The organism is Leptospira bandrabouensis, assembly GCF_004770905.1.
Lineage (GTDB): Bacteria > Spirochaetota > Leptospiria > Leptospirales > Leptospiraceae > Leptospira_A > Leptospira_A bandrabouensis.
Genome location: NZ_RQHT01000014.1, coordinates 957,338 through 982,905 on the forward strand (window position 1 = coordinate 957,338; position 25,568 = coordinate 982,905).

The window sequence follows — 25,568 nt, forward strand, 5'->3', positions numbered from 1 at the left end:
AAAATCCTTATTTGTTTATGAGATCTTTATGTTTGTTTTTCATTTGAATGCACTTTCTTTCTGAATCAATTTGTTTCAGAAGAGTTTTTTTCACAGGAACCGGAAGACGGGGATGGTTTCCTGTAAACTTCTTTAGAATGAGTAAAGTTTCGTCAGTACAAAAGTCTGGAGCTAAACTTTTAGCAAAGGCATCTAAATAGTTTTCATCTTCACCATTGTTAAATTTGTCCAAAGCATCAAAATAAGTATCTAAGAAGCTGAGTTGGATGTCTTTTTGGTGTTCTGGAAACAAGGAATAAGACACCACACGTAGAGTTGATGAGGAGAACTGACTTGACTTTGGGTTGAGCAGAACTTGAATCCATTTTTCTTTTACAAAATGATTGGGTTCTGCTCCTTCGGCCGCCAAACTGGAATTAACTCCTCGACTAGAAGGATCGACTTTCTTTTCACGTTCGATCAGGTTTTGAATTTTGGTTCTATCCGATTCTAAGGAACTGAGTTTAATGATTAGATTCCAACGTAAGTCTTGGTCGATTTTTAAGCCGTTTACAGAAAGTTTGTTTTCTAAAAACTCATAGAGTCTTTTTTTAGAAGTCGTTGTATAAGTGGAGTCAATGAGCGAAACAAATAAGTATCTTTGTTCATCACTTCCAGGTTTTGCTTTATTTAGTTCTTCCCATAAAAAACTTTGTAAAGTATTTAAATCCTGAATTCGTTTTTCTTCGGGAAACCAGAACCTACTAGTTACATATGTGGAACCATTGTCACCGGCCAAACGTGATAAAATCCATCGTTTGATTTTGATATCAGTTTCGGTGGGATATAAACGAACTGCTGTGTCTTTGAATTCATCAAATGTGATATTAGCAAGTTGCACTTGTCTAAAATAATCAGTCCACAATATGAGTTTTCGCATCGGGTCAGTATCGTATTCTAAAACATATTCTAAATTTTCTTTGTTTGGTTCTGTCCACTTCCAGATCGCAAAGTCATGATCTTCGGCATTGATAAAACTAAAATCGGGACAGGTTTTTAAAGAAAAAATGGCATTAGTGGAGCGACCAGAATAAACCACAGGGAATTCTTCAAAGGACAATTGTCTGTTAGGTTTATCAAAAAAGTAGAGACCTAAAATTGTTTTGTGATCTCTCAGTTTGTTTTCTGAACCAGGAGCCGACTGTACTATTTTCCAATAGAATTGGTTATCAGCACAAACAGTTGTTAACTCTACTTGGTTGGTTCCCTTGGTTTCTAACCAATCTTTCGACCATTTTTTCATAGGAAACCCACTTGCAAATTCTAACTCTTTTAAGAAGTCAGAGAGAGTAGAGTTTGAATAAGAATATTTGCGAAGATAATTTTGAACACCTCGTTGAAAGGCTTCTTCTCCAATAAAATAAACTAATTGTTTGAGGACAGAGGCTCCTTTTCCATAAGTGATTCCATCAAATTGTGTAAAGGCTTCTTCCGTGTCAGAAACTTTTGCTTCTACAGGGTGGTTCGTACTGTAACTATCTTCTTCATAAGCCCATTGTTTCATCTTTTCAAAAAAACTAATCCAAGTTTCTTTGAATTCAGAATTTTTTGCTTGGGCTAAACTTGCCATATAGGTCGCAAAACTTTCGTTAAGCCACAATCCGTTCCACCAACGCATGGTAACAAGATTTCCAAACCACATATGTGCCATTTCATGCAAAACCACATCGGAAAGATTTTCTCTTTGAGATCTTGTCATTGGTGAACGAGAAACAAATCGTTCGGAAAAAGTGACGGCGCCAACATTTTCCATAGCTCCGAAGTTAAACTCGGGAACAATGATTTGGTCATATTTCAAAAATGGATAAGGAATTCCAAAATAAGAATTAAAAAAGGCAAATCCTTCTTTGGTAAAGATAAACCAATCTTTGGGATCTACATACTTAGCAAGTGACTTCCTAACAAATAATCTTAAAGGGATGGACTCAAATTTATCCTCCCAAACTTGATAAGGGCCTGCGTGGAGAGAAAAAACATAGGTAGAGATCTTTGCTGATTCTGGAAAGGAAAAAGAAATTTCTTCGGGATTTAGTCCTTTGGTTTGGGAATGAGGAAGTGTGGTGGAAATGACCTTCCAATTTTTAGGCACTGTTGCATTGAGTTGGAATGTTGCTTTTAAATCAGGTTGGTCAAAACAAGGGAACATTTTGTTCGCATGAAAGGCTTCAAATTGTGAATACAGATAAACTTCTTTATCATCTGGATCTGTGAATTTATGCAGGCCGTTACCTGTTTTGGCATAAGGAGTCTCAAACAAAATTGTGAGTGTGTTATTCCCAATCATTAGATTGTTTGCTGGCAATTGAATATGGCCATTTTCGTAAGGAAGATTAGTAAGTTCTTCTTCGTTTAAAATGATACTTTTGATTTTTCCTTCATAATAATCCAATCGTAAGTCACGGAGTTTTTTTCCAAAAAAACGAATTTTAACTTTTCCTTCAAAGGTTTCCTTCGAACTGAGATGGACATCTAACTCATAATGAATGTCTTCTATAATTTCGAATCGAGTTTCTGCTTCGGATTGGGTTAGGTGGTAAACTGGTTTTTTGAGACGGCAATCTAAAACTAAAAGTACGAAAAGTAAGTAAAAAAAATGTAAAAGTTGTTTCATAGAAGCTCTGTCTCTCCGTCTCGTTAAGGTTGAAAGTTACGATATAAAATGGCCCAATCGATTGCCTTTCGGTTTTTCCATTCTGGTTCACTATAGTATTTGCCACCAATGGAATTTAAAATCATTTCCATATACTCTTCGCCTGGATCAAAGTCTTTTGCGTTTAGAAAAATAGAACCACCCCATTTTTTTTTGGCTTGGGTGTGGCTAAAAACGCCAGATAAATCCTCTAGTTTTTCATTAGAGAGTGGAATTTTATATTTGGTAGTGAGTTCTGTCACAAGATCTTTTACGGTTTGGATTTGTTCTGGTTGTTTTAAAAGTTCTTCTGTATCTTTGGCCACAATTTCGATTTGGATACAATTATCGTTAGTTCCCGTGGCTGCGGCGGCTCTGTCTTCCAAAACATCAAGGAGTTGGTAAGCCTTTCCGTTATTGTCAATCATGATAGAGGCCGTTAAGTTCCTTGCTTCTAGTGTGCGAAGTGATTTAAAATAATCGGAAATGGCAGTGTAATGTAAAACTACACAACTTGGTTTGATTTTTCCACGGAAGGTGTACTTAACTCTATAATCTTCCGGTGGAAATCCTTTTTCGTCTTTTTCAATTCGTGATATAGTGATTTTTTCTGGTTTTGTGATGCCTCTTCCATTGGTGGGTTTGAAGGTATCTTTTAAAATTTCTTTGTTTTCTTTTTTTAATACCCAACCAGTAACAAACCGATCTTTCCAATCATCTTCTTCATAAAATTTACCATCGATTTCGGAGAGAATTTGTTTAAGAGCTAACTCACTGCCACAAGGGGAAAAATCTACAAATCCGCCAAACCGACGTTTGGTTTGGTTATGTGTAAAAATGCCTCGTTTTGAAATGACATCATAATTGGATTTGGGTATGTTTAATTCTTCTGCCAAATAGGAAATCACTTGGTTGAGAACTCCTCGTTGTTTGCGATTGTTATAAAGTGTTTCCTGGGTTCCTTCATAAACAATGTGAATGGATTCTAAATCAATTCCAGGTGCAGCCGACCATTCCTGGTTTAAAAAGTTGGGATCCCCAAAAATATTTCCTTCAGAGTCCACGTAAATGTGAAACAGGAATTGGTTGGCGGCAGAAAGTTTAAAAAACTCAGGTAACTTTCGTTTTCCGGAGTTGTGAAGGATAAGAGCAGATACAGATTTTGGGTCCCGGACTTTGGAGAGAGAATTCCATTTTACATTCTTAATCGACTCTAGTTCGTTATAAGATACCAAACCTTCAATGCGAATGGATGGGTAATCAGGAGCCTTTCGAAAAATACCAATACATCCAGTGGAAATAAGGAAAATGAGTGATAATTTTACAAGATTCTGACACAATGGGTTCAAAATCATAACAAGGAAAAGAGACTTGGAGCCGTACACACCCTTTCTATTATCACGAAATCGTTTCTTAAAGTTTTCTCTCAAATGTTTTGCCCTTACTGCAGTTTCGATTCATGGAGTGAACTGTGGTCCTGGGCTTACAACTCCTCCTCTTCGGGGAATTTCTCCAGAACAATACCATAGTTTTCGTAGCTTACAAGAAGTCTTCCTCCAAGACAACCCCATTCCGAATTTTGACCTTGGACTTGCTTTAGATAATTATGTGTATGGACATCCCTATCCCATCGAAACAGAAAGCGTCATACAGTTGTTAGCGAGTGTGCCTTCTTCGATTTTAGCAGCAATGGCGTTGGATTTTTCTTTTACACCCATTGTAAAACTACCGATGGAAGAACGAATCAAACGATTGCAAGAATGGAAACACTCTTCCCTTGGGCTCAAACGCGGAGTTTATGCCATCCTTAGGCAGATTTCTTTTTTCCTTTTAAGTTCTGACAAAGAATACCAAAAATTTGTCGGTTATATCCAATAAGGCAGGCTATATGGGAATTCCTCTTTCAAACCAAAAAATCATTACTCCGAAAAAACATGCAGAGATTATTAAAGAACATAAAATTCAAAATGGAAAATGGGAACTCAGTGCTGATGTCGTAGTCATTGGTTCTGGAGCTGGTGGTGCCGTTGCGGCAAGTGAGCTTGCGCGAAACGGTTGGAAAGTTGTACTCATTGAGGAAGGAAGTTATTTTACTCCTGCTCAATTTAATTCAGATGAATTCATTTCTCAGGCACGATTGTATCGAGATGCTGGATTTATCGTAGCAGAAGAACAAACATTATCTATTTTACAAGGGAAGTCGATTGGTGGTTCTACCACTGTCAATTGGCAAACTTCTTTGTATCCGCCAGATTACGTAACCAATGAATGGAGTGAACGTTTTGGGTGGCAAGGGTACTCCAGAGAAGAAATGGATTCTTATGTTTCGGAAGTACACGAACGATTAGGTGTGCACGAAGTACCAGATAACTTAGTTAATGCGAACAATAATGTGTTACGCGTGGGTGGAAAAAAAATGGGACTCACTCCACAAGTTCTTCGTAATAATAACCGTGGTTGTATTGGACTTGGACGTTGTGGACTAGGTTGTCCTATCAACGCAAAACAATCGGCATTTTTGACTTGGATCCCCGATGCGATTGAAGCGGGAGCCATTGTTATATCCAATATGAGAGCGGCAAAAATCAAAGAAGGCAAAATCAAAACTGTCATTGCTGAGTTCACACCTGATGCGTATGAAACTGCTCCAACAGAAGTGATTGAGATGATGGAAATCAAAGCCCCTGTTGTGATTGTCAGTGCAGGTGCGATCGAAGGTCCGGCCCTTTTACAAAGAAGTGGGATTGGAAACGGTTGGGTAGGTAGGAATTTAAAAGTTCATCCAACATCAACTATCTTTGGTAAGTTTGATTCGGAAATCAAAATGTTTCATGGTCCTCCGCAGTCCATTGTAATCAAAGATGGTCATAACCAAAATGGTACTGGTTATGGATATTGGTTAGAAGCGGCACCTTACAGACCTACACTTGCTTCTTCTCTTGTTCCTTTTTACGGCAAACAACAGTTTGATGTGATGAAGGATTTTACCAAATACAATGCGGGAATTGTTTTAGTTCGTGATGGGGCAGATGGGGAAGCCAATGCGAGTGTAAAATATAGTTTGGGAAGAAGAAAGGTATATTTTGAACTAACACCCACAGATGGTCTTAACATGCTAAGAGGACTCAAAGCCCTTGCAGAAGTGACTGTGGCAGCTGGTGCTAAAGAATTAATTTTTCCGTTCACCAGGTTTACAGAGCCATATAAAGTTACAGGAAACGATAATTTTGATTGGATTTTGAAAGAAAGCACAAAACCAGGAGATTTAACAGTTGGTTCTGCACACCCTCACGGTTCCATCCAATCAGCAAATGATCCAGAAAAAGGTGCGGTTGATTTAAATTTGGAAATTTATGGTCATAAAAACATATTTGTCATGGATGCCTCAGTTTACCCTACGGGACTTTCGGTGAACCCACAAATAACGACAATGAGTATCGTTCTCAGAGCTTCGAGAAATTTAGCCTCACAAAAAGAAGAAAGAACGAAGATCTAACTTTTTTCCAAAAATCCCTTTCAATCCCACGGGTTCTAACTAGTTTGGAATCCGTGCGGAAATATCTTTCCTTTGTATTTATCTTTGTCATCCTTCACACTACAGCATTCGCTATTGACAGCGATGCAATGAAAGAAGGTAAAAAAGCTTTTTCGAAAAAAGCATACGGCGAAGCGATTAAAAAATTCACAAAACACGCCGACTCACACCCGCAAGACGGGGAAGCGTATATGTATTTGGGATATATTTATGAATATAAAAAAGATTATCCTAAATCCATTCAAAACTTTCGAAGAGCCGTCGATTTGGATTTGGACAAAGACCAAAGAAAAACTGTCCTTTTAAAACTCGCACTATTTTTCAATTATCACCAAGACTGGAACTTATCGGCAACGTACTCTTCACGTTATTTGAAGTATGATCCAAAAAACGAAGAAGTACAAAAAATATACAATCGCGCTGTCGGAAACAAAGGAAATCCTTCTTCCTCACAATCTTATTCACAGCCACAAAGACAAGAAACGAAACATACGGAACCTAAACATGCTGATTTAAAAAAAGACGCGGCTAAAAAACAGGAAGAAGTTTCTGAAGTTCAGGAATCTACAAAGCCAAGTTCTTATTATGAACAAGTTTTGGCTAACCAACCAAATTTAGAAGATGTCCGTTGGGATTATGTGTTGGCTTTGTTTGAAGAAAAAAAATATGATTTAGCGGAGACCAATCTTAAAACTCTCATTGAAAAAAATCCAAATCGATCTAGATACCATTATAAACTGGGCATTGTTAAACTGAGACAAGATGATCCTAAATCTGCGATTGAATCCTTTGAAAGAGCCAAAAAAAATCCATTTTCGAAAGATACAAATGTGTTTTTGTATTATGTTTATTTAAATGAAGGTATCGCTTATCAAAAGTTAGCTGAAGTTGATAAAGCTGAAACATCTTTTCAACAAGCATACAAACAATTACAAAAAGATCCACCGCTCTTGGCCTTGGCAAGATTATACGAACAAAAATCAGATTGGGAAAATTGTATTTCATCTGCGGATAAAGCGCTTTCCCTCAACCCCAACCAAGTGGAATCACATATGTTCCGTTTTGTATGTATGTTTGAAGCGGGACAACGTACTAAAAAATTTGAATCCAGTTTTGCAAAGTATTCTGAATTTATTGATTCTAAATTTCCTGATTTAACCCAAAGTCCAGAAAAATACCAAGTTGGATTTCTTAAACTAGCAAGGCGTTATACGGAAACCAATGCATTTGACAAAGCAGAAACTTATTTTTCAGTTTTAGAAAAAGATCCTGCAAAAGCAGAAACGCGGGAATTTTTATTCTACCGTGGTCGCAATTATTTTTATTCAGGTAAAGTGGACTTGGCGATTACCATTTTACAGAAAGTGACAGGTTCCTCTTCGGGCCATTACCTTCTTGCTAGATGTTACTCTAAAAAAGGTGACATCTCTAAAACAAAGGAACAGTTTAAGTTAGCTGCCGATTTAAAACCAGAATACTGGGTTTCCGAGTCCTTAGAAAAGGATTTTAAAGATATTTGGAAAGATGTAAACTTTCGTGAGTTTATTAAAACAAAAGCGGGAACCGTAAGTTCCCAAAACTAATTTTAATCTTCCTTTGATTCTTTTGCTAAACCTGGACTTTTAAATAAATCTGCCCTGAGTTTTTTAAATGTTTCGACAGACATTTGGCCTGGTGCTTTTGGTTCGCCTAACGTCATATAAGTGAATGAGGAATTAAATTTGTCTCCAAAAACTCTAGAGATGATTCCTAGTTCTCCCATACAAATTCCAATCATCGTGTTTGATTTGGACAAAAGTTTGATATCATTTAAAAAGTCGGCAGTTTCTTCGATGTCTTCAGGTGTGATGGCAAATTTGAAAATCGGATTTTTCTTTTTTACGGGTTTTGCTTTGTTTATGAAATTTGTCATTTCATTGGCAAGGATCGATTTTTTAAACGAATGATAAGAATAAATGATTCGGTAGTTTAGATTTTCGTAATTTTTAAATATGGTGTCTTCACGATTTAATTCAATATCCAGATAATTTGCATTATCATTGAAATCTTTTAAAATTCCTTCTACATCTTCGTGAAATAGTTTTACATAAGAACGAACGCTACTATCTTCTGCTCGCCTGTAAGTAAAAAGCACTGGAAGACCTAAGGCTTTTAGCTTTTTTTTCATTTCCTTTTGAATGTAGTTTCTGGAAAAAAGATCCAATCGTACTTCGATCACATCGATTTCCTTTACATCTTTTTTTTGCAAATGCCGTAAGTCGTCTTCTCCAACAGAGGCTATGATTTTATAAGATTCTGGCATAATCAATTAAAGTCCTTTTTGTAATAAGTCGTGAAGGGAGATCATTCCCACAAATACACCTTTATCATCTACAACGGGAGCCACCGATATTGGTCTTTCCCGGCCTTCCATTTTGATTAAGACGTCATAGGCTTTTTCTTCTGGTCGGAAACTGCTTGGATTAGCGTTCATCATATCTTTGGCAGTGACAGTAGGTAATAGAGTGTTTTTTGTTAAATACTTTCGAATGTCATAGTCTGTGATGAGGCCTATGAGTTTTGAATTAGAGTCAACAACACCTGTGGCTCCAATTCCTTTTTCTGTGATTTCTTTGAGAATAGTTTCGAGATTTGCATCTACCGGTATCGACGCATTTCTTTCCCCTTTTCGCATAACATCAGATAAATAAAGAGAAAGTCGTTTTCCAAGCCTTCCTGCCGGATGGTATAAGGCAAAATCATTTGCTTGAAAATTTTTTAATTCCATAAGAGCCACAGCTATGGCATCACCTAAAACGAGAGCAATCGTTGTGCTTGAGGTAGGAGCCAAATCTAAAGGACAGGCTTCTTTTAATACAGGAGTGATGATAACTATGTCGGAAAGGGTAGCTAACTTTGATTTGGCGTTTGCTGTGATTCCTACAATCTTTGCACCAATTTTACGAAGTGTTGGGAGTATGTAGTTTAGTTCTTCCGATTCTCCACTTTTTCCAATGGCAAGAACTACATCATCTGGTCCTACAATGCCTGAATCCCCATGGGATGCATCTGTTGGATGTAAAAAATAGGCTGAGGTTCCCGTGGAGGAAAGTGTATGAGAAATTTTTTTGGCTATGTCACCAGATTTACCAACTCCTGTGACTATCACTTTCCCTTTTGATTTTAAAATTAAATCGATACAATCTTTTACGGACGGATCTAACTCATCTCTAAAATGAATTAAAGATGAAATTTCGTCATCAAGCGCTTGTTTTACGATCGATAGTGTATCTTTTTCTTTCATACAAGTAATTCCTCCCAGGCTAAATCATCTACTTTGATTTCATAAGAAAAAGCAGTTTCTACACCTGGTAACCTTAGGACCACTAAGGTTTTATTTTTAACTTTTAAAATTTCCATTGTTTTGTCTTTTAGTGCTCCGCTAATGATGCGAACCATTTTCCCTTTTTCTAATACGGATTCAGGACTAACCTTCAAACTATCAGCATACTTTTGTAGACCTTCTTCTAATATATCAATATCGTTTTGGGTCACGGTTGCTGGTTGGCCTTTATGAAATACAAAATGGTGAGAACCTGGTAATTGGAGGACTTTATTTTTATCCCTCCAGAATACGATTTTTACAAAAATATAAGAAGGAAGGATGGGAACGTGGATCCATTTAAATCGATCAGTCCATTTTTTCCTTTCTTTGCGGATAGGGAGGTAGTTTTCCAAATGGTATTTGGTTAAAAGTTCACTGAGTTTTTTTTCCGCTCTGGGTTTTGTATACACAATGTACCAAGCACTTTCTTCTATGGGGGGATTAGTCTCGGACATCTAAACGGAACCTAATGGGTAGAACAATTTCTTTACCTTTGGAATATTGAAAATGCCAATCAGCGAGTTGCCGACGCACCTGTAAATCAAAGACGGCATACCTACACGCGGTGACCACTGCAATTTTTTCTAGAGTACCATCTTCTTTTACAGAAAGTTTATAAACGCATGTATCTTCCAGTTTTTGTTCCAAAGCAAGGGCTGGATAACTGAGACAATTCTGGAATTCCGAGATTTCCTCTTCTAGAGTTTTGGTTCCATCGTCTTGCGTATGATTTGTGGAGGAAGATGTTTGGGATTTTCCGATTCCGGAAGAAAATTGTAACCGAAGGGTCGAAACGGCTCCACCTTCTTTTAAATTTAAATATGTCGAATCTATGTCCCCTTGGAGGTTATAAGCAATGAAAGCCAATAATAACAAAAGGTGAAATCCAAAACTGACAACCATTGCCTTGTATTTCTGGCCTTCAAAGAGAATGTGCATTCCAAGAACATGAAAAACTTTATTGGAGAGAATGCAATCTCCATTTTCATTGTCCGTATATGCCTTCAAGTTGGGGAAAAATTTTTCGAGTATCTACGTATGGTGAGTCCCACGGAACTTCCGTTGGTGTGGTTGTGGATGGAGTTCCTGCCGGCCTTCCATTTCCTGAAGAAGAAATCCAAAAAGATTTAACACGGCGAAGGCCAGGCCAAAATGATCTTACCACTCCGAGGGATGAAAAAGATCGGATGGTGGTTGAGTCTGGAGTTTTCCAGGGTAAAACAACTGGTAGTCCCATTTTAATGAAGGTGAATAACCAAAATACCATCGGTAGTGACTATGATGAAATGGCTCATGTGTTTCGACCGTCTCATGCAGATTATACTTATTCCGAAAAATACGGACACAGAGCGCACGTGGGCGGTGGAAGGTCTTCTGTTCGAGAAACCATCGGAAGAGTGGCAGCAGCGGGTTTAGCTCGTGTGATTTTAGAGAGAGAACTTGGAATCTCAACCGTTGGTTGGGTGGATTCAATTGGTACAATCGATTCTAATATTAGTGAATCAGAATATCCTACTTCAAGAGATTTTGTGGACAATTTTCCAACAAGATGTCCAAAACAATCGTCCAATGATGCAATGGAGACTCTCATTCGCAAACTTCGCGACGAAGGAGATTCGGTAGGCGGTGTTGTAAAAATTGCCGTTCGAAATCTACCTCCTGGTTTAGGAGATCCTGTTTATGATAAACTGGATGCAGACTTAGCCAAAGCGATTTTGTCGATTTCTGCTTGTAAAGGATTTGAAGTGGGTTCTGGATTTTCCGGTACTCGCCAAACAGGAAGAGTTCATAACGATGAGTTTTATATAGAAGCGGGAACAGGAAAAGTAAAAACAAGAACCAATAATTCCGGTGGAATCCAAGGTGGAATTTCTAACGGAATGGATTTGATCCTCCGTGCCGCTTTTAAACCAACTTCGACCATTAAAATAGAACAAAAAACGATTAATGATAAAAAAGAAGAAACTGTTTTAAAGGCAAAGGGTCGCCATGATGCTTGTGTTTTACCTAGAGCTGTTCCCATTGTGGAAGCTGTAGTAAACCTTGTGTTAGTGGATGCTTATCTTTATCAAAGAGCCTTACAGCCAAAATGGTTTATGAAATATGCTAACTTAGATTCTATACCGGAACAATAAAGGAATCCTAAAACAAATGAATCGACCCAAAGTTTATAAAATCTTACTTCTTGAAGATGATGAAAGTAGTGCCAAACTACTACTACATACTTTAGAAAGGTATAACTTTGATGTCACTCATGTTGTGGATGGGATGTCGGGACTAACCAAAATCAGAAACAATAGTTTTGATTTAGTCATTAGCGATGTCAATATGCCTTATTTGGACGGAATCAGTTTTTTAGAGAAAGGCAAAGACATGTTAAAGATGACCCCCGTCATCATGTTAACTGCGGTTGGCGAAAAAGAACAAGTAAGACGTGCGGCCTTAAGCCATGTTACCGCTTATCTTTTGAAACCCATCGCAAACCAAGCTCTACTCGAAAAAATTGCGCAGGTTTTGCAACTCAAACCAGAAAACATTTTTGATAAAAAACAACATCCATTAACTATCTCTGTCTCCGAATTGTCCATTTCGCAGATGCTTTTGGAAATCCAGGGCTGTCCGGGTAAAAAATCGCAGGATGAGATCTTTGATAGGTTTATGTTGACCTTGGGTGGAAGAGCTTCTTTCACCAATTTGAGAATCAATCTCGATAAGATCTTTTTTTATGAAGTACGTGCCTTACAAATTTTGGATGATCTGATTGCTAAAATTCTGAAACAGACCAATATCCGGGCCAGTTCTCTCTTTCTGGATTCGGAATTCTTCAACGACAACGTCGTGGATTTGCAACCTTACTCTTATCTTTCCGAGGTAAATATAATTTCAAAATGAAGGTTTGACAAAAACCAATGATAAGGTCTAATCAAACGTAGGGGGCCTGTTCTTTGGTTAAGATAAAGATAGACGGAGTCGAATACGAAGTCGACGAAAAGAAAAACCTCATCGACGCCACAAAAGAAGTTGGAGTCGAAATCCCTTACTTCTGTTACCATCCAGCATTAAGCATTGTCGGTATGTGCCGTATGTGTCTCATTGAAATTGAAGGTGTGCCTCGTTTACAAGCTGCTTGTAACACTCCTGTAAAAGAAGGAATGGGGATCATTACAAAGTCTGACCGAGTGAAAGAAGCTCGCGCTGGCACAATGGAATTTTTACTCGCAAATCACCCGTTAGACTGTCCTGTTTGTGATAAAGCTGGAGAATGCCGTTTGCAAGACAACGCATTTGGTTCCGGTTCTGGACATTCTAGGTTTGAATTCGAAAAACGAAATATTCCTCAAGAAGAGATTGGAACCAATCTCATCATCAATCATAATCGTTGTATTGTTTGTTATCGTTGTGTTCGTTTTGAAGAGGAAAAGGTCGGTCAGTCCAATCTTGGACTTTTTGAAAGAGGAAATCATTCCATCATTGGTCTTGCAAAATCAGAACCAATTGATCATAACTACCAAGGTGCATTGGCAGATATTTGTCCAGTGGGAGCACTCCTAAATAATAAAACATTATTTAAGTCGCGCGTTTGGTGGTATAAATCACATAAATCCGTATGTCATGGTTGTTCTACAGGTTGTAATGTAACAACGAATGTGCGAGACAATAAAATGTATCGTTATATGGTTCGAGAAAACTATGACCAAGGTATGTTTTTCCTTTGTGACAAAGGAAGATTTGATTTGGATTGGATGAATGAAAATCGTCTTCATAGTTATTTGGAAGCAGGAAAACCTTCTACGTCCAAAGAAGTCATTTCTAAAATTGCAGATCGTATGAAAGCAGCGAAATCCATTGCTGTTCTTGGTGGAGCTCATGAATCCAATGAAACGCTGGATTCGTTGAAAAAAAGTTTTGAATCGATCTCGCGCGAGTTAGGTGGCAAGTCTATCCAATGGGAATCCCGTGTGACAGATGCACAAAACAAAGATACCGAACAAGTGGATTTTTTACTCACAAAAGATTACCACCCTAATACAAAGGGAGCAGTAGATTTAGGAATCACTACTACTTCTGGAATTTCAGGAATCACCAGTGCTATTAAGTCCGGTGCCATTGATTTGGTGATTGTTTTAAAGGAATCAATCCCGGAAGGAATTGATCCATCAAAAGTCATTGTGTTTGATACCAATTTGACTGATGCAGCAAAAAGCGCAAGTTTGGCGGCACCAATTCAAATTTTTGCGGAATCGGCAGGTAGTTTTACCAATAAAAACGGCCTGAAACAAAACTTTGAGCAATCGATAAATCCAATCAAAGGATTAGAAACGGCAGCTGGTGTTATGGATTTGATCTTTCAAAAACTGACTGAAAAAGCGGAGGCATCTGTTGGGAACCGTTAATGTCATCAACGTAGCCAAAAAACATCAGTTTTCTTGGTATGAGAAGTTTTATTTTTGGTCCATCGGCAAAGGCCTTTGGATTACTCTTAAACATTTCGTTAAGGTAGCTTTTTTCAACAAACAAGTGACTATCGAATATCCTGATAAAAAACGCCAATATTCGACTCGCTTTCGCGGAATGCACTCCATGAAACGAGATGAACAAGGTAGGGAACGATGTACTGCTTGTTTTTGTTGTATGTGGATTTGTCCTGCCAATGCCATTCATATTGAAGCAGCAGAAGTACCAACGGATCGTCAACACCTTCACCCAGAAGATAAATATGCAAAGAAGTTTGAAATCAACTTACTACGTTGTATTTTCTGTGGATTATGTGAGGAAGCCTGTCCTAAGGGTGCGATTTACTTAGATGGAACAGGAGAGATGGCAGCAGACAATCGTGAAGATTTGTTTTTAACGAAAGAAAGAATGATGGAAAAAACTGGCGGGCCCATTCTCGGCCAAAGGATTTAAATCTATTTTTTCAATTCTATTTGATTACCCGGTTTTTGTTGTTTCGTGACGAATCCGGGTTTTTAAATTTTGATCCCACTTGATAAATCTACTTGTGAATTTACATTCTTTGATTCAAAAATTCAACTTTAGATTTTTTGTTCTAAATATTCCAAACCAATACATCGTAACCAAAAGTTTTAGTTTTATTTTTTGTCTATTTTTTTGGATGATAACGGTACCTTTTAGTTTTCCTTCTACAGTTTTTGCAGAGACTACCATTATCGAAAATGAAGAAGATGAAAAACGTGTATTAGAAAACCATGCGTTTGAAAAGTTAAGGTTTGGCCTTGCCAATCATATTCATTACTATAAAGTTAAAAAAACTAAAAACACAGTCGTAGAACAAAGATCGGGCCGTAAACGTTTATACGATCACAATTTGATTTTACGTTCGATCTTTCGAAATCGAATTTTACATCATGAATATGGATCCATTGGACGATTGTTAGATGGTGCTAGCTTTATAGATTTTGGGAGTGCCATTCTCTATGAAGAGGGAGCTGTGACAGTTCGTGATTTATACGAAGACCAATTTCTTTCTCGGTATATCAAAAAGATTGTGGCTACCGATATCAATGACCCGGAATACGACCACACTCGGTATATTGAAATTCATTTCACAGAAAGAGATCCTTTTCCTTTTGCATTTAATGAAATTCCTTACCGACTGGATGACCCATCTTATATCCGAATTTTAACAAAATTATATACACCGAATGAATTTTCCCCAGTCATCTTTCGCAGCACCAATTCGGGTCCCGATCTGTTTTATACTGTAGAGGAAATGCGGGAACATTTTCGTTCGGTTTTAGAGGCAAATCCGCATCGAACGATACTCTATTTTTTTAATCGTTACATATTTTTTAGAACCCCTTGCGAATCCAAATTCCAACTCCTGGGAACCATCGATGAGAAGGTGGGAGTGAACCATAGTTTTAGCGCTTGGCGTTATGTAGATTGGAATAAACGAGAATTTGCGGAGGCCATCGAACCCAATTTTCGGTACATCCGCATCGCTGAAGAACGAACTGAAAGCAAAGCAGACAGGCTCGATGCGATGTTTTCGGGTTACGGGTGCCAAATCCGGGCAAAATTACTCTACTACCGTCACAAATTCATGAAAACTATGACGAAATGATGATTTTTTTACTTTTCTTATGAGGCGAACTCTGTACGTTTTTCCTAGAACACCCAGAGAGAGGTAAACCCATGGGGAATTCCTATATTATTGATGCTGTCCGAACTCCGAGAGGAAAGGGCAAAAAACGCGGGACACTTGCATCCGTCCATCCACAAGAATTAGCTGCTGCCACATTAAAAGCCATCCAATCACGTACCGGAATCGATCCTAAAACGGTTGAAGAAGTTGTAATGGGTTGTGTATCCCAAGTAGCTGACCAAGCTGCATGTATCGCTCGTTATGCGGTTATGGCGGCACATTGGCCAAAAGATGTTCCTGGTTATACAGTAAACCGTTTTTGCGGATCTGGATTACAAGCCCTTAACAACGTAGCAAACCATGTTGCTTCCGGAGCAATGGAAATTGGAGTTGGTGGTGGAGTTGAATCCATGAGCCGTGTGAAAATGGGTGATGATATGATGGGACGTGATTTTAACGTAGGTAACGATAAAATTGCTGCACATTACAACCTAGTTCCACAAGGGATCTCTGCTGACCTAATCGCAACAAAGTATGATATTTCTCGTGAAGAAGCAGATCGTTTTGCAGAATCTTCACAACAAAAAGCACACGCTGCCATTCAAAATGGGTACTTCAAAAAATCTGTGATCCCAATTACTTTGGATGATGGAACTGTAGTAACAGAAGAAGAAAACCCACGTTTAGAATCTGATTATGCCTTCCTTTCTAGTCTTGGCCCAGTCTTCAAAACGATTGGTGAAAAAGAATTGGATGCGATTGCTCTTCGTTCTTACCCTGAAGTAACAAAAATTAACCACATCCACACACTTGGAAACTCTTCTGGAATCGTTGACGGTGCAGCTGCGATCCTAGTGACTAATGACGAAGGATTGAAAAAATACGGTTTGAAACCACGTGCAAAAATTCTTGCAACAGTGGCAACAGGCGAAGATCCAACGATCATGTTAACTGGTCCTGTTTCTGCTTCGCAAAAAGCTTTGAAACAAGCTGGTCTTAGCGTAAAAGATATTGACCTTTGGGAAATCAACGAGGCTTTCGCCTCTGTAGTGTTATACGTAAAGAAAACACTCGGAATTGATGAGTCCAAAATCAATGTAAATGGGGGAGCGATTGCTCTTGGACATCCACTCGGAGCAACTGGTGCGATTTTGACTGGAACCGTACTTGACGAGTTGGAAAGAAGAGACCTTCGTTACGGACTCATCACTCTTTGTATCGGTGGCGGTATGGGAATTGCTACCATCATCGAAAGATTGAAGTAAGATAAAACTTTAAGAATTTGAAAAAACACGTTTGGATCTCGTAACTGCGGGGTTTAAACGTGTATCGTTTATTACACAGCACGTTTCTAGATCCCATACCAGACCGCGCCACTTTGATCGGGTGGGCGATTTATGCGCAATACGCATAACAGACAAACGAAGCAGGAAAAAAATTTCGTTAGTATCCTTTTTCTTCCTTAACTAGGTTTGGTCGAGAATTTGTTTCTTTAACTTTTTTGTCATAACCTTTATAAATTCCTCTTTTCCCTTTTTTACTTCTTTGAGCTGAGATTTGATTTCTGCGGGAATTTCAAAATATTTTTCTGCCCACAATTGTATCTCAACAAGTATCGGTAAGAGTTCGATTGCTTTATTTGTCAGTTGATAAAGGACTTTGGCTTTGCTAGTTGGATGTTCTGTTTTTTTGATGAGTTCGTTTTCTTCTAAACTTTGGAGTCTGGCCGCAAGGATGTTTGTAGCGATACCTTCCTCTGATTTTAAAAAATCACCGTAGGTTGACTTATTAAAGAACATCATATCTCTAATGATGAGTAAGGACCATTTGTCACCAAAAATGTCTAGAGAGCAGCTAAGAGGGCATTCTGACCTTTTATTGGTTTTTTCCATTCCTTTTCCTCCAATCTAAAATTTTAAAAAATATTACAAAATAATCACTTGCAAAATAAAAGTGATATTTTTACTTGCAAATTGCAAGTAAAAATTGAAACACAGAGTCTAATCGTAGTATGAAACAAACAATTTTAATCACAGGTGCATCCTCAGGTTTTGGTCTAATCGTCGCAAATAGACTTCACGAAAGTGGTTACAATGTCATTGGCACAAGTCGTAACCCTAACCAAATCAAAGTTCCATTTAAAATGTTATCACTTGATATTGCCGATGATAATTCAATCAAGGTATTTCGTAATGAATTGTTCAAGCATATTTCCCATTTAGATGTTTTGATTAATAATGCAGGATTTTATTTGTCGGGACTTGCAGAAGAAACTTCCATTGAAGAAGGTAAAAGGCAATTTGAAACAAATTTTTGGGGAACAGTAAAACTAACTAAAGAGTTATTACCCGATTTTAGAAAACAAAGATCTGGAAAAATAATCACCGTTGGATCGATCATGGGACTATTGAATTTTCCAAGTGTCTCTTATTACGGTGCATCTAAACATGCGTTAGAAGGATTTTTTAAATCCTTACGATTTGAATTAAATGAGTTTAATATCAAAGTAGCTATGGTGGAACCAATGGGATTTAAGACGAATATCATTAGTAATGCTATGAAAGCTGAAATTAAAATTGATGACTACAACCAATATAGAAGTAAAATTGAAAGGTTTGCAAAGGATCTGTTTGGGAATGCTCCAGAACCAACTCCAGTGATCGATACTTTAGTAAAATTGATTGAAACAAAAGAACCTAAATTTAATCACCCAGTTGGTAAAGGTGCTTCTGTGATTTTGACAATACAACACTTTGCATACAAACTATTTGAGAATTCTTTGATAAAAAACTTCAATCGGTTTAAAGGTTAAGACAATGAAAGCATTTCAAGTTAGTCGTTACAGTAAAAAAGATAAACTGGTGCTTACAGAATTACCAGAGCCAACAGTAGAAGATAATGAAGTATTAGTCCAAATTCACGCAACGGCCATCAACCTACTTGATTCTTTAATTAGAAATGGTGACTTTAAAATTTTTCTTCCATACAAACCACCTTTTACTAACGGACACGATATGGCAGGTGTCATTATAAAAGTGGGAGCTAGTGTTTCAAAATTTAGAGTTGGAGATGAAGTTTATGCAAGACCTTCTGATTATCATATAGGTACCTTTGCGCAGTTAATCGCTGTTTCAGAAAATGATTTAGCATTGAAACCTAAAAACATTTCAATGGAAGAGGCTTCTTCCATTCCCCTTGTAGGACTCACTTCATGGCAGGCTTTGGTGGAAATTGCGAATGTCAAAAAAGGCCAAAAAGTATTCATCCAAGCTGGTTCAGGTGGTGTTGGGACATTTGCAATTCAACTTGCAAAACATTTGGGTGCCTTTGTAGCAACTACAACTAGTTCCGCTAATACGCATTTGGTAAAAAGTCTTGGTGCCGATTTAGTAATTGATTATAAAAAGGAAGATTTTTCAAAAATTTTAAAAGATTATGATTTGGTACTACATAGCAATAGAGACAATAAAATACTTCACCAATCTCTGCAAATTTTGAAACAAGGTGGAACTCTAGTGTCACTCACTGGGCCTCCCACTAGTGAATTTGCTAAAAAAATCGGCCTAGGCTGGCCTTTCCAATTCATAATGAGTTTGCTAAGTATGTCTGTAAAAAGATTTGCTAAAAAGCTGAATGTTAATTTCGAATTTCTGTTTATGCGATCCGATGGTTATCAGTTAAGTCAAATTACATCATTGATTGAAGCTGGGAAAATTCGACCAGTGATCGACAGAGTATTTCCGTTTGAACAAACCAACGAAGCGATTTCTTATGTGGAAACCGGACGTACAAAAGGTAAAGTAGTTGTAAAAGTCCAATAGTTTGAATTGTGTTTAGAAAAGTTCAAGAATACATTTTTTGTCAATTTCACCTAACAATAATTTAAACGGATTGCAATTAAATCTGCCCTGCATAAGAAATGTACTATGAGCGTAACACAATCATTCACTGGCACAATTTGCAACCAATGTAACTTCAAAGTAGCTGAAGTACTGAGTGCTTGTCCCTCCTGTGGCAGTGAATCCACAGAAAAAGTGGAATTAAAAGAGAATGGAACGATTCATTCGTTTACTGTTGTGTATGTTGGATTCGGCCATATGGCGACCCGTGCTCCGTATGTTTTGGCAATAGTGCAAACCGAAGAAAATGTGAAATTGACAACTGTGATTGAAGGTGTGACTGATTTTAGTGCAGTCAAAATTGGTGATAAAGTCCGCTATAAAGACACGGATGAAAAAATTGGTCCCATATTCGAATATTAGATATTTTTATAAAAGTTCACACAAGATCTAATTCAATATTCAATTCGAAAGCTAGGTTAGGTTTTTGTTTTGAAATCCGAATCATCAAAATGAAATTGGCAACCTCTAAATACAAAATTAAATCGAAATCTAATTTCAAAACCAATTCCAAACTAAAGCATCCTCTTCCATCGGAAGAAATAACTTCCTATTATTTTAATCTAACGCCTGCAATGTTGGAAAAGTTTATGGAAATCCGAAATTGGATTTATGAATTGTCATTTGCTGATGAAAAGATTGGTGAAATTGAAGAATGTTTGAAATGGGGAGAACCAAGTTTTTTAACTCCAAAAACAAAATCTGGATCCACCATTCGAATGGCGAAAGTAAAAGATTCTGAATTTGCTCTGTACTTTAATTGTAAAACCTCAATCGCAAAGGAGATTTCGATTGAATTTCCAGAATTCAACTGTGATGGGAAACGAGCATTGTATTTATCCGCTAGTAATAAACTTCCAAAAACAAAGCTTATCGTTTGTTTGAAGAAAGCATTGTTGTATCATAAAAGAAAATCAGAGACAAATGGTTACTCATGAAATCTATGTTATCAATCTTCAAATATTTTTTGGTTTTTTCAAATGAAATGTGGTGATAAACTAGTCTGTTTGAGTTTGCTTACCTATTTTACTGTGAGCCATGTAACAAGAAAAATTGTAACATAGTCGGATGAAATAGCTAACTTGTTAGATTTCAAAAAGAAAAACTTTAAATTTAAAATTATCCGAAATGCAAAGATAAAATTATCTTTTCCCAACAAATGACAATCATTTCCTCGCGCCACCGATTGCAGCGGAAATCCTTTCCGCATTCCATCCATTTTCTTATAGGAACCAAATAGGAAAGATTGGAGCGGAAAGCGGGGTCGTTGATGAATCTAAGTTAGGTTGTGGATTCGATTCGAGGCGCCCCGCAAAATGTTCAGAAGTTTACTGATTTTTTAAATTATAGAAGATTAAAAGTTTCCATTTTTTCTTTCGCTTTCTGGTTCTTTTTGTCCGCGCCATCCACCACCAAGTGCTTTATACAAACCTACGTTAGATTCTAATAGACTATATTTTAATTCATACACTTCAATTTGTGCTTCTAAGAAGTCGCGTTGTGTGAATAATACGTCGATGTAATCAATGCGACCGGCTTTGAAGAGAATGTTCGAAATTTCGACAGATTCCTTTAAGTTTAAGACTTGTTTGGTTTTTGCTTCAAATTTCTGATTTAAATTTTTGATTTTAACAATTTGATTGGTGACTTCTGTAAAAGCTTTCAGAAGTGAAACTTCGTAATTGTATAAAGCTTGAATTTGAAGATTGTTTGCAGTTGCATAGTTTGCTTCAATTGCTTTTCTGTTGATGAGAGGCGCGATGATACCACCACCTAACCCATAAGCTAACGATACAGGAGTGCCTTTGAAATGTTTTGAATTAAATGCTTCATATCCAATATTTCCATCAATCATGAGTGAAGGATAAAACCTAGCTCTTGCTACATCGACATCCAATTTTCTTGATTCTAAAATAAGCGTAGCTTGTTTGATGTCAGGACGATTTTCTAAAAGATCAATTGGAACGGATTTTTGAATCTCAGGTAATGAGATATCTAAAAACTCTTCTGAATTTCTTGTAATTCTTTCAGGAAATCTACCTAATAAGAAGTTTAAGCGGTTTTCAGTGATTGCGATTCTTTGGACAATGTCATATTTGCGCGCTAAATTTTTTGAAACTTCTGCCTCAAAACGTTTTACAGCTAATGATGTTGTTCGGCCCGCTTCTCTTTGAAGAACTACCATGTCTTTCACTTTGGATAATACTTCAATATAGTTTTCTAATAATGTAAGTTGGTTGTCTAAAGCGATTAGTTCAAAATAGGTATCTGTAATTTCAGCAACCAAGTTTGTGACTACATATCGTTTGCCTTCAATACCAGCCAAATAACGTAGATAAGCTGACTTGGTAGCATTTCTTAGTTTTTTCCAGATATCAATTTCCCAACTCATCACAAGTCCACCGTGCACAAAAAGTGTAGGTGAATTGGCATTTGGTGTACTAAATCTTTCTTTTTGCTCAACGCCGCCATCGGCTTGAAGGGATAGTTTTGGAAGGTATTCCCCTTGTCGGGCAAAAACTTCGTTATTAGCAATATTGATTTCTTGTTCTAATATGGCGAGTTCCTGGTTGTTTTCGATAGCAACGTCAATGAGTTCAATTAACTGTTGTTCTTTGAAAAAATCCTTCCAAATTTGATTGGCTAACTTTTCTGATTTTTCTGAAGATTCCCAATTTAAAAATTCTTCAGGAAGTTTTAAATCGTCCTTATCTCTTTGGAAGAGTGCAGGTATACAGGAAAAATTAAGTAAAAATACAATTGGTAAAATAAATCGTTTCATTCTATTTCTTTCCTCCTCTCATTTTTTTTCTTTCTTTCTCAGAAGTGATGTAACTTGAATCAGATTCTGAAAGTGGCATATTATCTTCGCGATAGATTAAAGTTTTTCCTTTAGCAATGTTTGCAAAGATGATGTATAATCCTGGAACAATTACGACACCGAAGATAGTTCCGAAGACCATTCCACCTAACGCACATGCACCGATAGTATGGTTTGCAATAGCACCGGGGCCTGTTGCAAAAACCAGAGGTAACAAACCTGCAACAAAGGCAAACGATGTCATAAGGATGGGTCGGAATCTTGCTTTTGCCCCTTCGATGGCAGCGTCAAATACACTTAAACCTGCTTCTTGTCTTTGCCTTGCAAATTCCACAATCAATACTGCGTTTTTACCTAAAAGACCGATTAACATAATCATTCCGATCTGGGCATATATATCGTTGGCAAGACCTAATAATTTTAATAAAAAGAAAGTTCCAAAAATTCCTGGTGGAAGAGAAAGAATCACAGAGAAAGGAATGATAAAACTTTCGTATTGAGCTGAAAGCACTAGATACACAAAAACAATTACCGCTAAAAAGATAAATATGGCTTCGTTCCCTCTAGCAGCTTCGTCATAAGATAAACCTTCCCAACCAACTTCAAATCCTGAAGGTAGATTTTTGGATGCTTCCCGGATTGCTTGGATGGCATCACCAGTTGTGTAACCTTCGTTGGGTAAAACATTGATTACTGATGAAGTATATGCGTTGTATCTTGTGATTTCGTTAGCTCCTTGTTTTTGTTCCAGGGATAAAAATGCAGAGTAAGGAACCATTTCTCCTTTATCATTTGGTGTAAAAAGTTTTAAAATATCAGATGGTAATCTCCTGAATTCTGGAAGGGATTGAACATAAACTTTAAAAAACTGGTTGAAGCGAATGAAGCCTTGTTCATAAGTACTTCCAACAAGAATATCAAGATTGTCCATTGCTTCACCAATGTTGACACCTTTTTGCATTGCAAGTTTTCGATCTAATTTTACTTCGAGTTGTGGAAACTTAGCAGAATAAAAGGAGAATAAACCTGTTAATTCTTCTCTTTTTTTAAGTTCACCCATAAACTCCTCATGGACTTTGTCAAATGCAGTATAATCACCGCTATTTGTTTTATCTAACAAACGAAACATGACACCACCAGCAGCACCAAATCCCGGTACGGCGGGAGGTTCAAAAAATTCAATGATAGCACCGAAGTTCTTTGTATTATGTTCGAGTTCTTCCATAACATCATGAACTGAGTTTTTTCTATCCGACCAATCTTTTAAACTAATCAGACAGGTTCCAGCATTGGAACCTTCTCCTTCCGTTAGAATTTCATAACCAGCAAGGGATGCTACTGAGTCGACACCTTCAATTTTTAAGGCGACCTCTTGCAGTTTGCGTGCGACATCATTTGTTTTTTCGATCGTTGATCCAGGTGGAGTTTGTATGACTGCGTAAATCATACCTTGGTCTTCTCCAGGAACAAAACCTGCTGGAACAATTTGTGTTAATAATAAAAATCCAACCGTAAAACTTAGAAGGATGGATATGATAAACACTTTTGATCCAGAGAAACGATGCATCAAGTTTACATATTTTTCAGTGATTTGATCGAAGTAATCATTGAATTTATTTAAGAATATATCAATTGGATTGTGTGTTTTTTTATTATGAACATGAGGTTTTAGAATCATTGCGGTTAACACTGGTGTGAGTGTTAGAGCAACAAATCCTGATAAAACAATTGAAGTTGCCATTGTAATAGCAAATTGTCGATAGAATACTCCCACCGGTCCTGGTAAAAAAGTGACAGGAACAAATACGGCAGTCATAAGAAGTGTAATGGCAATCACCGCTCCACTGATTTCACCCAAAACGTTTTTTACGGCTAAATAGACACTTTGATGATTTTCGCTCATTTTCGCATGAACTGCTTCCACAACAACAATGGCGTCATCCACAACGATACCAATTGCTAATACCATTGCAAACAGTGTGATTAAGTTGATGGTAAGACCTAAAGCCAACATAAATGAAAATGCTCCAATTAAGGATACAGGTACTGCTATGATAGGAATAAGTGTAGAACGCCAATCTCCTAAAAAGATAAAAACTACGATGGCAACGAGTACGAATGCTTCGACAAGTGTGTGAATTACCTTTTCAATCGCTGCGTCAATAAAACTTGAGACATCGTAACTGAGTTTGTAATCCATTTGTGGAGGAAATGTTTTTTTAAGTTCTTCTAACTTTGATTTGATATCTTCGATAACTTCTTTCGCATTACTTCCTTCCGTTTGTTTGAACATAATGGCCGCTGCTGGATGACCATCCACATCGGAATAAATATTATAAAACTCACTATCAAGTTCTACTTTTGCTATATCTTTTAAGTACAAAACCTCTCCACCATTTTTTGCTCGTATGATGATGTTTTCATACTGCCCAGGATCGTTGTACCAACCTTCATAGGTGAGAGTGTATTCTAGTGATTGTGCCTGTTTTCCTGAACTTTGTCCAAGTCTGCCCGGCCTTGCAATGATACTTTGATTTTGGATAGATTTCATCACCTCGGCAGTGGTTACATTGTATGCGCGCATTCGATCAGGATTTAACCAAACGCGCATTGCATATTGCCTAGTTCCTAGTATCTTTGCTTGCCCAATTCCATGAATTCGTTTTAGTTCAGGTAATAGAAATACAGTAGCATAGTTATAAAGAAACTTTTCACTCGCATTTGGATCTTTACTATATAGGTTTACGTACAATAACATACTTGGTTGGACAGGTTGTACAAAAATTCCTTCTAGTCGTACTAGCTCAGGAACTCGATACATCATTTGATCCACTCTTGTTTTTACTTGGACTAAAGCATCATTTGGGTTGGTACCAGGATCAAATAATACCTGTATGATGGCATCACCAGAACTTGTAGATGATGAAATCATGTATCGCATTCCTGCAACACCATTGATAGCTTGTTCAAGAGTAGTGATGGTTGATTGCACTAATACTTGTGCACTCGCACCGGGAAAAGATAAAGTAATGGTAACCCTTGGTGGAGCAATTTCTGGAAATTGCGAAACAGGAATGTTTTTTATAGAAATTAATCCTACAAATACAATTAATACAGATAAAACGATGGCAAGAACTGGTCTTTGGAGAAATTTAGTAAACATAAATGGTTC

General features: G+C 37.3%; 22 protein-coding genes. 13 read left to right on the top strand and 9 right to left on the bottom strand.

The window, feature by feature from the left end:
• Positions 1–7: 7 nt before the first annotated feature.
• Complete coding sequence (gene pepN, locus EHR07_RS11750) at positions 8–2,650, bottom strand: aminopeptidase N (RefSeq protein WP_135745243.1); 2,643 nt, start codon at positions 2,648–2,650, stop codon at positions 8–10.
• A gap of 23 nt (positions 2,651–2,673) precedes the next feature.
• Positions 2,674–4,098, bottom strand: coding sequence for a peptidoglycan recognition protein family protein (locus EHR07_RS11755; protein ID WP_135745244.1), 1,425 nt, complete (start codon positions 4,096–4,098; stop codon positions 2,674–2,676).
• Here EHR07_RS11755 and EHR07_RS11760 point away from each other — a divergent pair.
• The 3 genes from EHR07_RS11760 to EHR07_RS11770 are packed head-to-tail and all read left to right on the top strand — an operon-like array spanning position 4,040 to position 7,786.
• On the top strand, positions 4,040–4,546 hold the full coding sequence (locus EHR07_RS11760) for a hypothetical protein (RefSeq protein ID WP_208739772.1): 507 nt from the start codon (positions 4,040–4,042) through the stop codon (positions 4,544–4,546). The genes EHR07_RS11755 and EHR07_RS11760 overlap by 59 nt on opposite strands.
• A 10-nt stretch (positions 4,547–4,556) precedes the next feature.
• Positions 4,557–6,164 (top strand): GMC family oxidoreductase N-terminal domain-containing protein, encoded by a 1,608-nt coding sequence (locus tag EHR07_RS11765; protein WP_135745246.1) that lies wholly within the window; start codon positions 4,557–4,559, stop codon positions 6,162–6,164.
• Positions 6,165–6,208: 44 nt separating this feature from the next.
• Positions 6,209–7,786 carry a tetratricopeptide repeat protein gene (locus EHR07_RS11770; protein ID WP_135745247.1) on the top strand — a complete coding sequence of 526 codons (1,578 nt, stop codon included), beginning with the start codon at positions 6,209–6,211 and terminating at the stop codon, positions 7,784–7,786.
• Positions 7,787–7,788: 2 nt separating this feature from the next.
• Here the strand turns inward: EHR07_RS11770 and EHR07_RS11775 are convergent, their stop codons facing one another.
• From EHR07_RS11775 to EHR07_RS11790, 4 genes are read right to left on the bottom strand one after another with little or no spacing between them, the layout of a single operon-like run.
• A complete protein-coding gene (locus tag EHR07_RS11775; RefSeq protein WP_135745248.1) occupies positions 7,789–8,505 on the bottom strand; it encodes a type I 3-dehydroquinate dehydratase in 717 nt (238 codons plus the stop codon).
• Positions 8,506–8,511: 6 nt separating this feature from the next.
• Complete coding sequence (locus EHR07_RS11780; RefSeq protein WP_135745249.1) at positions 8,512–9,486, bottom strand: KpsF/GutQ family sugar-phosphate isomerase; 975 nt, start codon at positions 9,484–9,486, stop codon at positions 8,512–8,514.
• A complete protein-coding gene (locus EHR07_RS11785; RefSeq protein WP_135745250.1) occupies positions 9,483–10,022 on the bottom strand; it encodes a UpxY family transcription antiterminator in 540 nt (179 codons plus the stop codon). The genes EHR07_RS11780 and EHR07_RS11785 overlap by 4 nt, the downstream gene beginning before the upstream one ends.
• Entirely contained in the window at positions 10,009–10,575 is a 567-nt protein-coding gene (locus EHR07_RS11790) for an LIC_10042 family TonB-like protein (protein ID WP_135745251.1), read from the bottom strand. The genes EHR07_RS11785 and EHR07_RS11790 overlap by 14 nt, the downstream gene beginning before the upstream one ends.
• On the opposite strand from EHR07_RS11790, the gene aroC reads away from it, so the two are divergent.
• The 6 genes from aroC to EHR07_RS11820 all read left to right on the top strand — a co-directional run bounded on the left by aroC (position 10,566) and on the right by EHR07_RS11820 (position 16,941).
• On the top strand, positions 10,566–11,702 hold the full coding sequence (gene aroC / locus EHR07_RS11795; RefSeq protein WP_135745252.1) for a chorismate synthase: 1,137 nt from the start codon (positions 10,566–10,568) through the stop codon (positions 11,700–11,702). The two genes, EHR07_RS11790 and aroC, sit on opposite strands and share 10 nt — an antisense overlap.
• 16 nt (positions 11,703–11,718) lie before the next feature.
• The gene (locus EHR07_RS11800; protein WP_135745253.1) at positions 11,719–12,459 is read left to right on the top strand and encodes a response regulator; all 741 of its coding nucleotides are present in this window, start codon (positions 11,719–11,721) and stop codon (positions 12,457–12,459) included.
• Between the two features lie 53 nt (positions 12,460–12,512).
• The gene (locus EHR07_RS11805) at positions 12,513–13,961 is read left to right on the top strand and encodes an NADH-quinone oxidoreductase subunit G (RefSeq protein WP_135745254.1); all 1,449 of its coding nucleotides are present in this window, start codon (positions 12,513–12,515) and stop codon (positions 13,959–13,961) included.
• On the top strand, positions 13,948–14,475 hold the full coding sequence (locus tag EHR07_RS11810; RefSeq protein ID WP_135745255.1) for a NuoI/complex I 23 kDa subunit family protein: 528 nt from the start codon (positions 13,948–13,950) through the stop codon (positions 14,473–14,475). Before EHR07_RS11805 ends, EHR07_RS11810 begins: the two co-directional genes overlap by 14 nt.
• 208 nt (positions 14,476–14,683) lie before the next feature.
• Positions 14,684–15,655, top strand: a complete 972-nt coding sequence (locus tag EHR07_RS11815; protein WP_135745256.1) for a hypothetical protein — start codon at positions 14,684–14,686, stop codon at positions 15,653–15,655.
• A 71-nt stretch (positions 15,656–15,726) separates the two neighbouring features.
• Positions 15,727–16,941 carry an acetyl-CoA C-acetyltransferase gene (locus EHR07_RS11820; protein ID WP_135745257.1) on the top strand — a complete coding sequence of 405 codons (1,215 nt, stop codon included), beginning with the start codon at positions 15,727–15,729 and terminating at the stop codon, positions 16,939–16,941.
• A 201-nt stretch (positions 16,942–17,142) separates the two neighbouring features.
• Here EHR07_RS11820 and EHR07_RS11825 read toward each other — a convergent pair whose 3' ends face one another.
• Positions 17,143–17,568, bottom strand: a complete 426-nt coding sequence (locus tag EHR07_RS11825; RefSeq protein ID WP_135745258.1) for a winged helix-turn-helix transcriptional regulator — start codon at positions 17,566–17,568, stop codon at positions 17,143–17,145.
• A 119-nt stretch (positions 17,569–17,687) separates the two neighbouring features.
• Between EHR07_RS11825 and EHR07_RS11830 the strand changes: the two genes are divergently transcribed.
• From EHR07_RS11830 to EHR07_RS11845, 4 genes are all read left to right on the top strand, one after another.
• The gene (locus EHR07_RS11830) at positions 17,688–18,488 is read left to right on the top strand and encodes an SDR family NAD(P)-dependent oxidoreductase (protein WP_135745259.1); all 801 of its coding nucleotides are present in this window, start codon (positions 17,688–17,690) and stop codon (positions 18,486–18,488) included.
• 4 nt (positions 18,489–18,492) lie between these two features.
• On the top strand, positions 18,493–19,497 hold the full coding sequence (locus tag EHR07_RS11835) for an NADP-dependent oxidoreductase (protein ID WP_135745260.1): 1,005 nt from the start codon (positions 18,493–18,495) through the stop codon (positions 19,495–19,497).
• Positions 19,498–19,602: 105 nt separating this feature from the next.
• Positions 19,603–19,938: a Zn-ribbon domain-containing OB-fold protein gene (locus EHR07_RS11840; protein WP_135745261.1), complete on the top strand. Its 336-nt coding sequence runs from the start codon at positions 19,603–19,605 to the stop codon at positions 19,936–19,938.
• An 89-nt stretch (positions 19,939–20,027) separates the two neighbouring features.
• Positions 20,028–20,513, top strand: a complete 486-nt coding sequence (locus tag EHR07_RS11845; protein WP_208739774.1) for a hypothetical protein — start codon at positions 20,028–20,030, stop codon at positions 20,511–20,513.
• Positions 20,514–20,929: 416 nt separating this feature from the next.
• Here EHR07_RS11845 and EHR07_RS11850 read toward each other — a convergent pair whose 3' ends face one another.
• Entirely contained in the window at positions 20,930–22,357 is a 1,428-nt protein-coding gene (locus EHR07_RS11850; RefSeq protein ID WP_135745262.1) for a TolC family protein, read from the bottom strand.
• A gap of 1 nt (position 22,358) precedes the next feature.
• Positions 22,359–25,559, bottom strand: a complete 3,201-nt coding sequence (locus tag EHR07_RS11855) for an efflux RND transporter permease subunit (protein ID WP_135745263.1) — start codon at positions 25,557–25,559, stop codon at positions 22,359–22,361.
• Positions 25,560–25,568: the final 9 nt, after the last annotated feature.

What these genes read in the sequence shown, in the direction of transcription:
- EHR07_RS11845 (WP_208739774.1), top strand. Translation starts at nt 20,028, where the DNA reads ATGAAATTGGCAACCTCTAAATACAAAATTAAATCGAAATCTAATTTC.
- EHR07_RS11775 (WP_135745248.1), bottom strand. Translation starts at nt 8,505, where the DNA reads ATGCCAGAATCTTATAAAATCATAGCCTCTGTTGGAGAAGACGACTTA.
- EHR07_RS11820 (WP_135745257.1), top strand. Translation starts at nt 15,727, where the DNA reads ATGGGGAATTCCTATATTATTGATGCTGTCCGAACTCCGAGAGGAAAG.
- EHR07_RS11815 (WP_135745256.1), top strand. Translation starts at nt 14,684, where the DNA reads ATGATAACGGTACCTTTTAGTTTTCCTTCTACAGTTTTTGCAGAGACT.
- EHR07_RS11850 (WP_135745262.1), bottom strand. Translation starts at nt 22,357, where the DNA reads ATGAAACGATTTATTTTACCAATTGTATTTTTACTTAATTTTTCCTGT.
- EHR07_RS11855 (WP_135745263.1), bottom strand. Translation starts at nt 25,559, where the DNA reads ATGTTTACTAAATTTCTCCAAAGACCAGTTCTTGCCATCGTTTTATCT.
- aroC (WP_135745252.1), top strand. Translation starts at nt 10,566, where the DNA reads ATGCCTTCAAGTTGGGGAAAAATTTTTCGAGTATCTACGTATGGTGAG.
- EHR07_RS11825 (WP_135745258.1), bottom strand. Translation starts at nt 17,568, where the DNA reads ATGGAAAAAACCAATAAAAGGTCAGAATGCCCTCTTAGCTGCTCTCTA.
- EHR07_RS11780 (WP_135745249.1), bottom strand. Translation starts at nt 9,486, where the DNA reads ATGAAAGAAAAAGATACACTATCGATCGTAAAACAAGCGCTTGATGAC.
- EHR07_RS11835 (WP_135745260.1), top strand. Translation starts at nt 18,493, where the DNA reads ATGAAAGCATTTCAAGTTAGTCGTTACAGTAAAAAAGATAAACTGGTG.
- pepN (WP_135745243.1), bottom strand. Translation starts at nt 2,650, where the DNA reads ATGAAACAACTTTTACATTTTTTTTACTTACTTTTCGTACTTTTAGTT.
- EHR07_RS11830 (WP_135745259.1), top strand. Translation starts at nt 17,688, where the DNA reads ATGAAACAAACAATTTTAATCACAGGTGCATCCTCAGGTTTTGGTCTA.
- EHR07_RS11840 (WP_135745261.1), top strand. Translation starts at nt 19,603, where the DNA reads ATGAGCGTAACACAATCATTCACTGGCACAATTTGCAACCAATGTAAC.
- EHR07_RS11800 (WP_135745253.1), top strand. Translation starts at nt 11,719, where the DNA reads ATGAATCGACCCAAAGTTTATAAAATCTTACTTCTTGAAGATGATGAA.
- EHR07_RS11765 (WP_135745246.1), top strand. Translation starts at nt 4,557, where the DNA reads ATGGGAATTCCTCTTTCAAACCAAAAAATCATTACTCCGAAAAAACAT.
- EHR07_RS11785 (WP_135745250.1), bottom strand. Translation starts at nt 10,022, where the DNA reads ATGTCCGAGACTAATCCCCCCATAGAAGAAAGTGCTTGGTACATTGTG.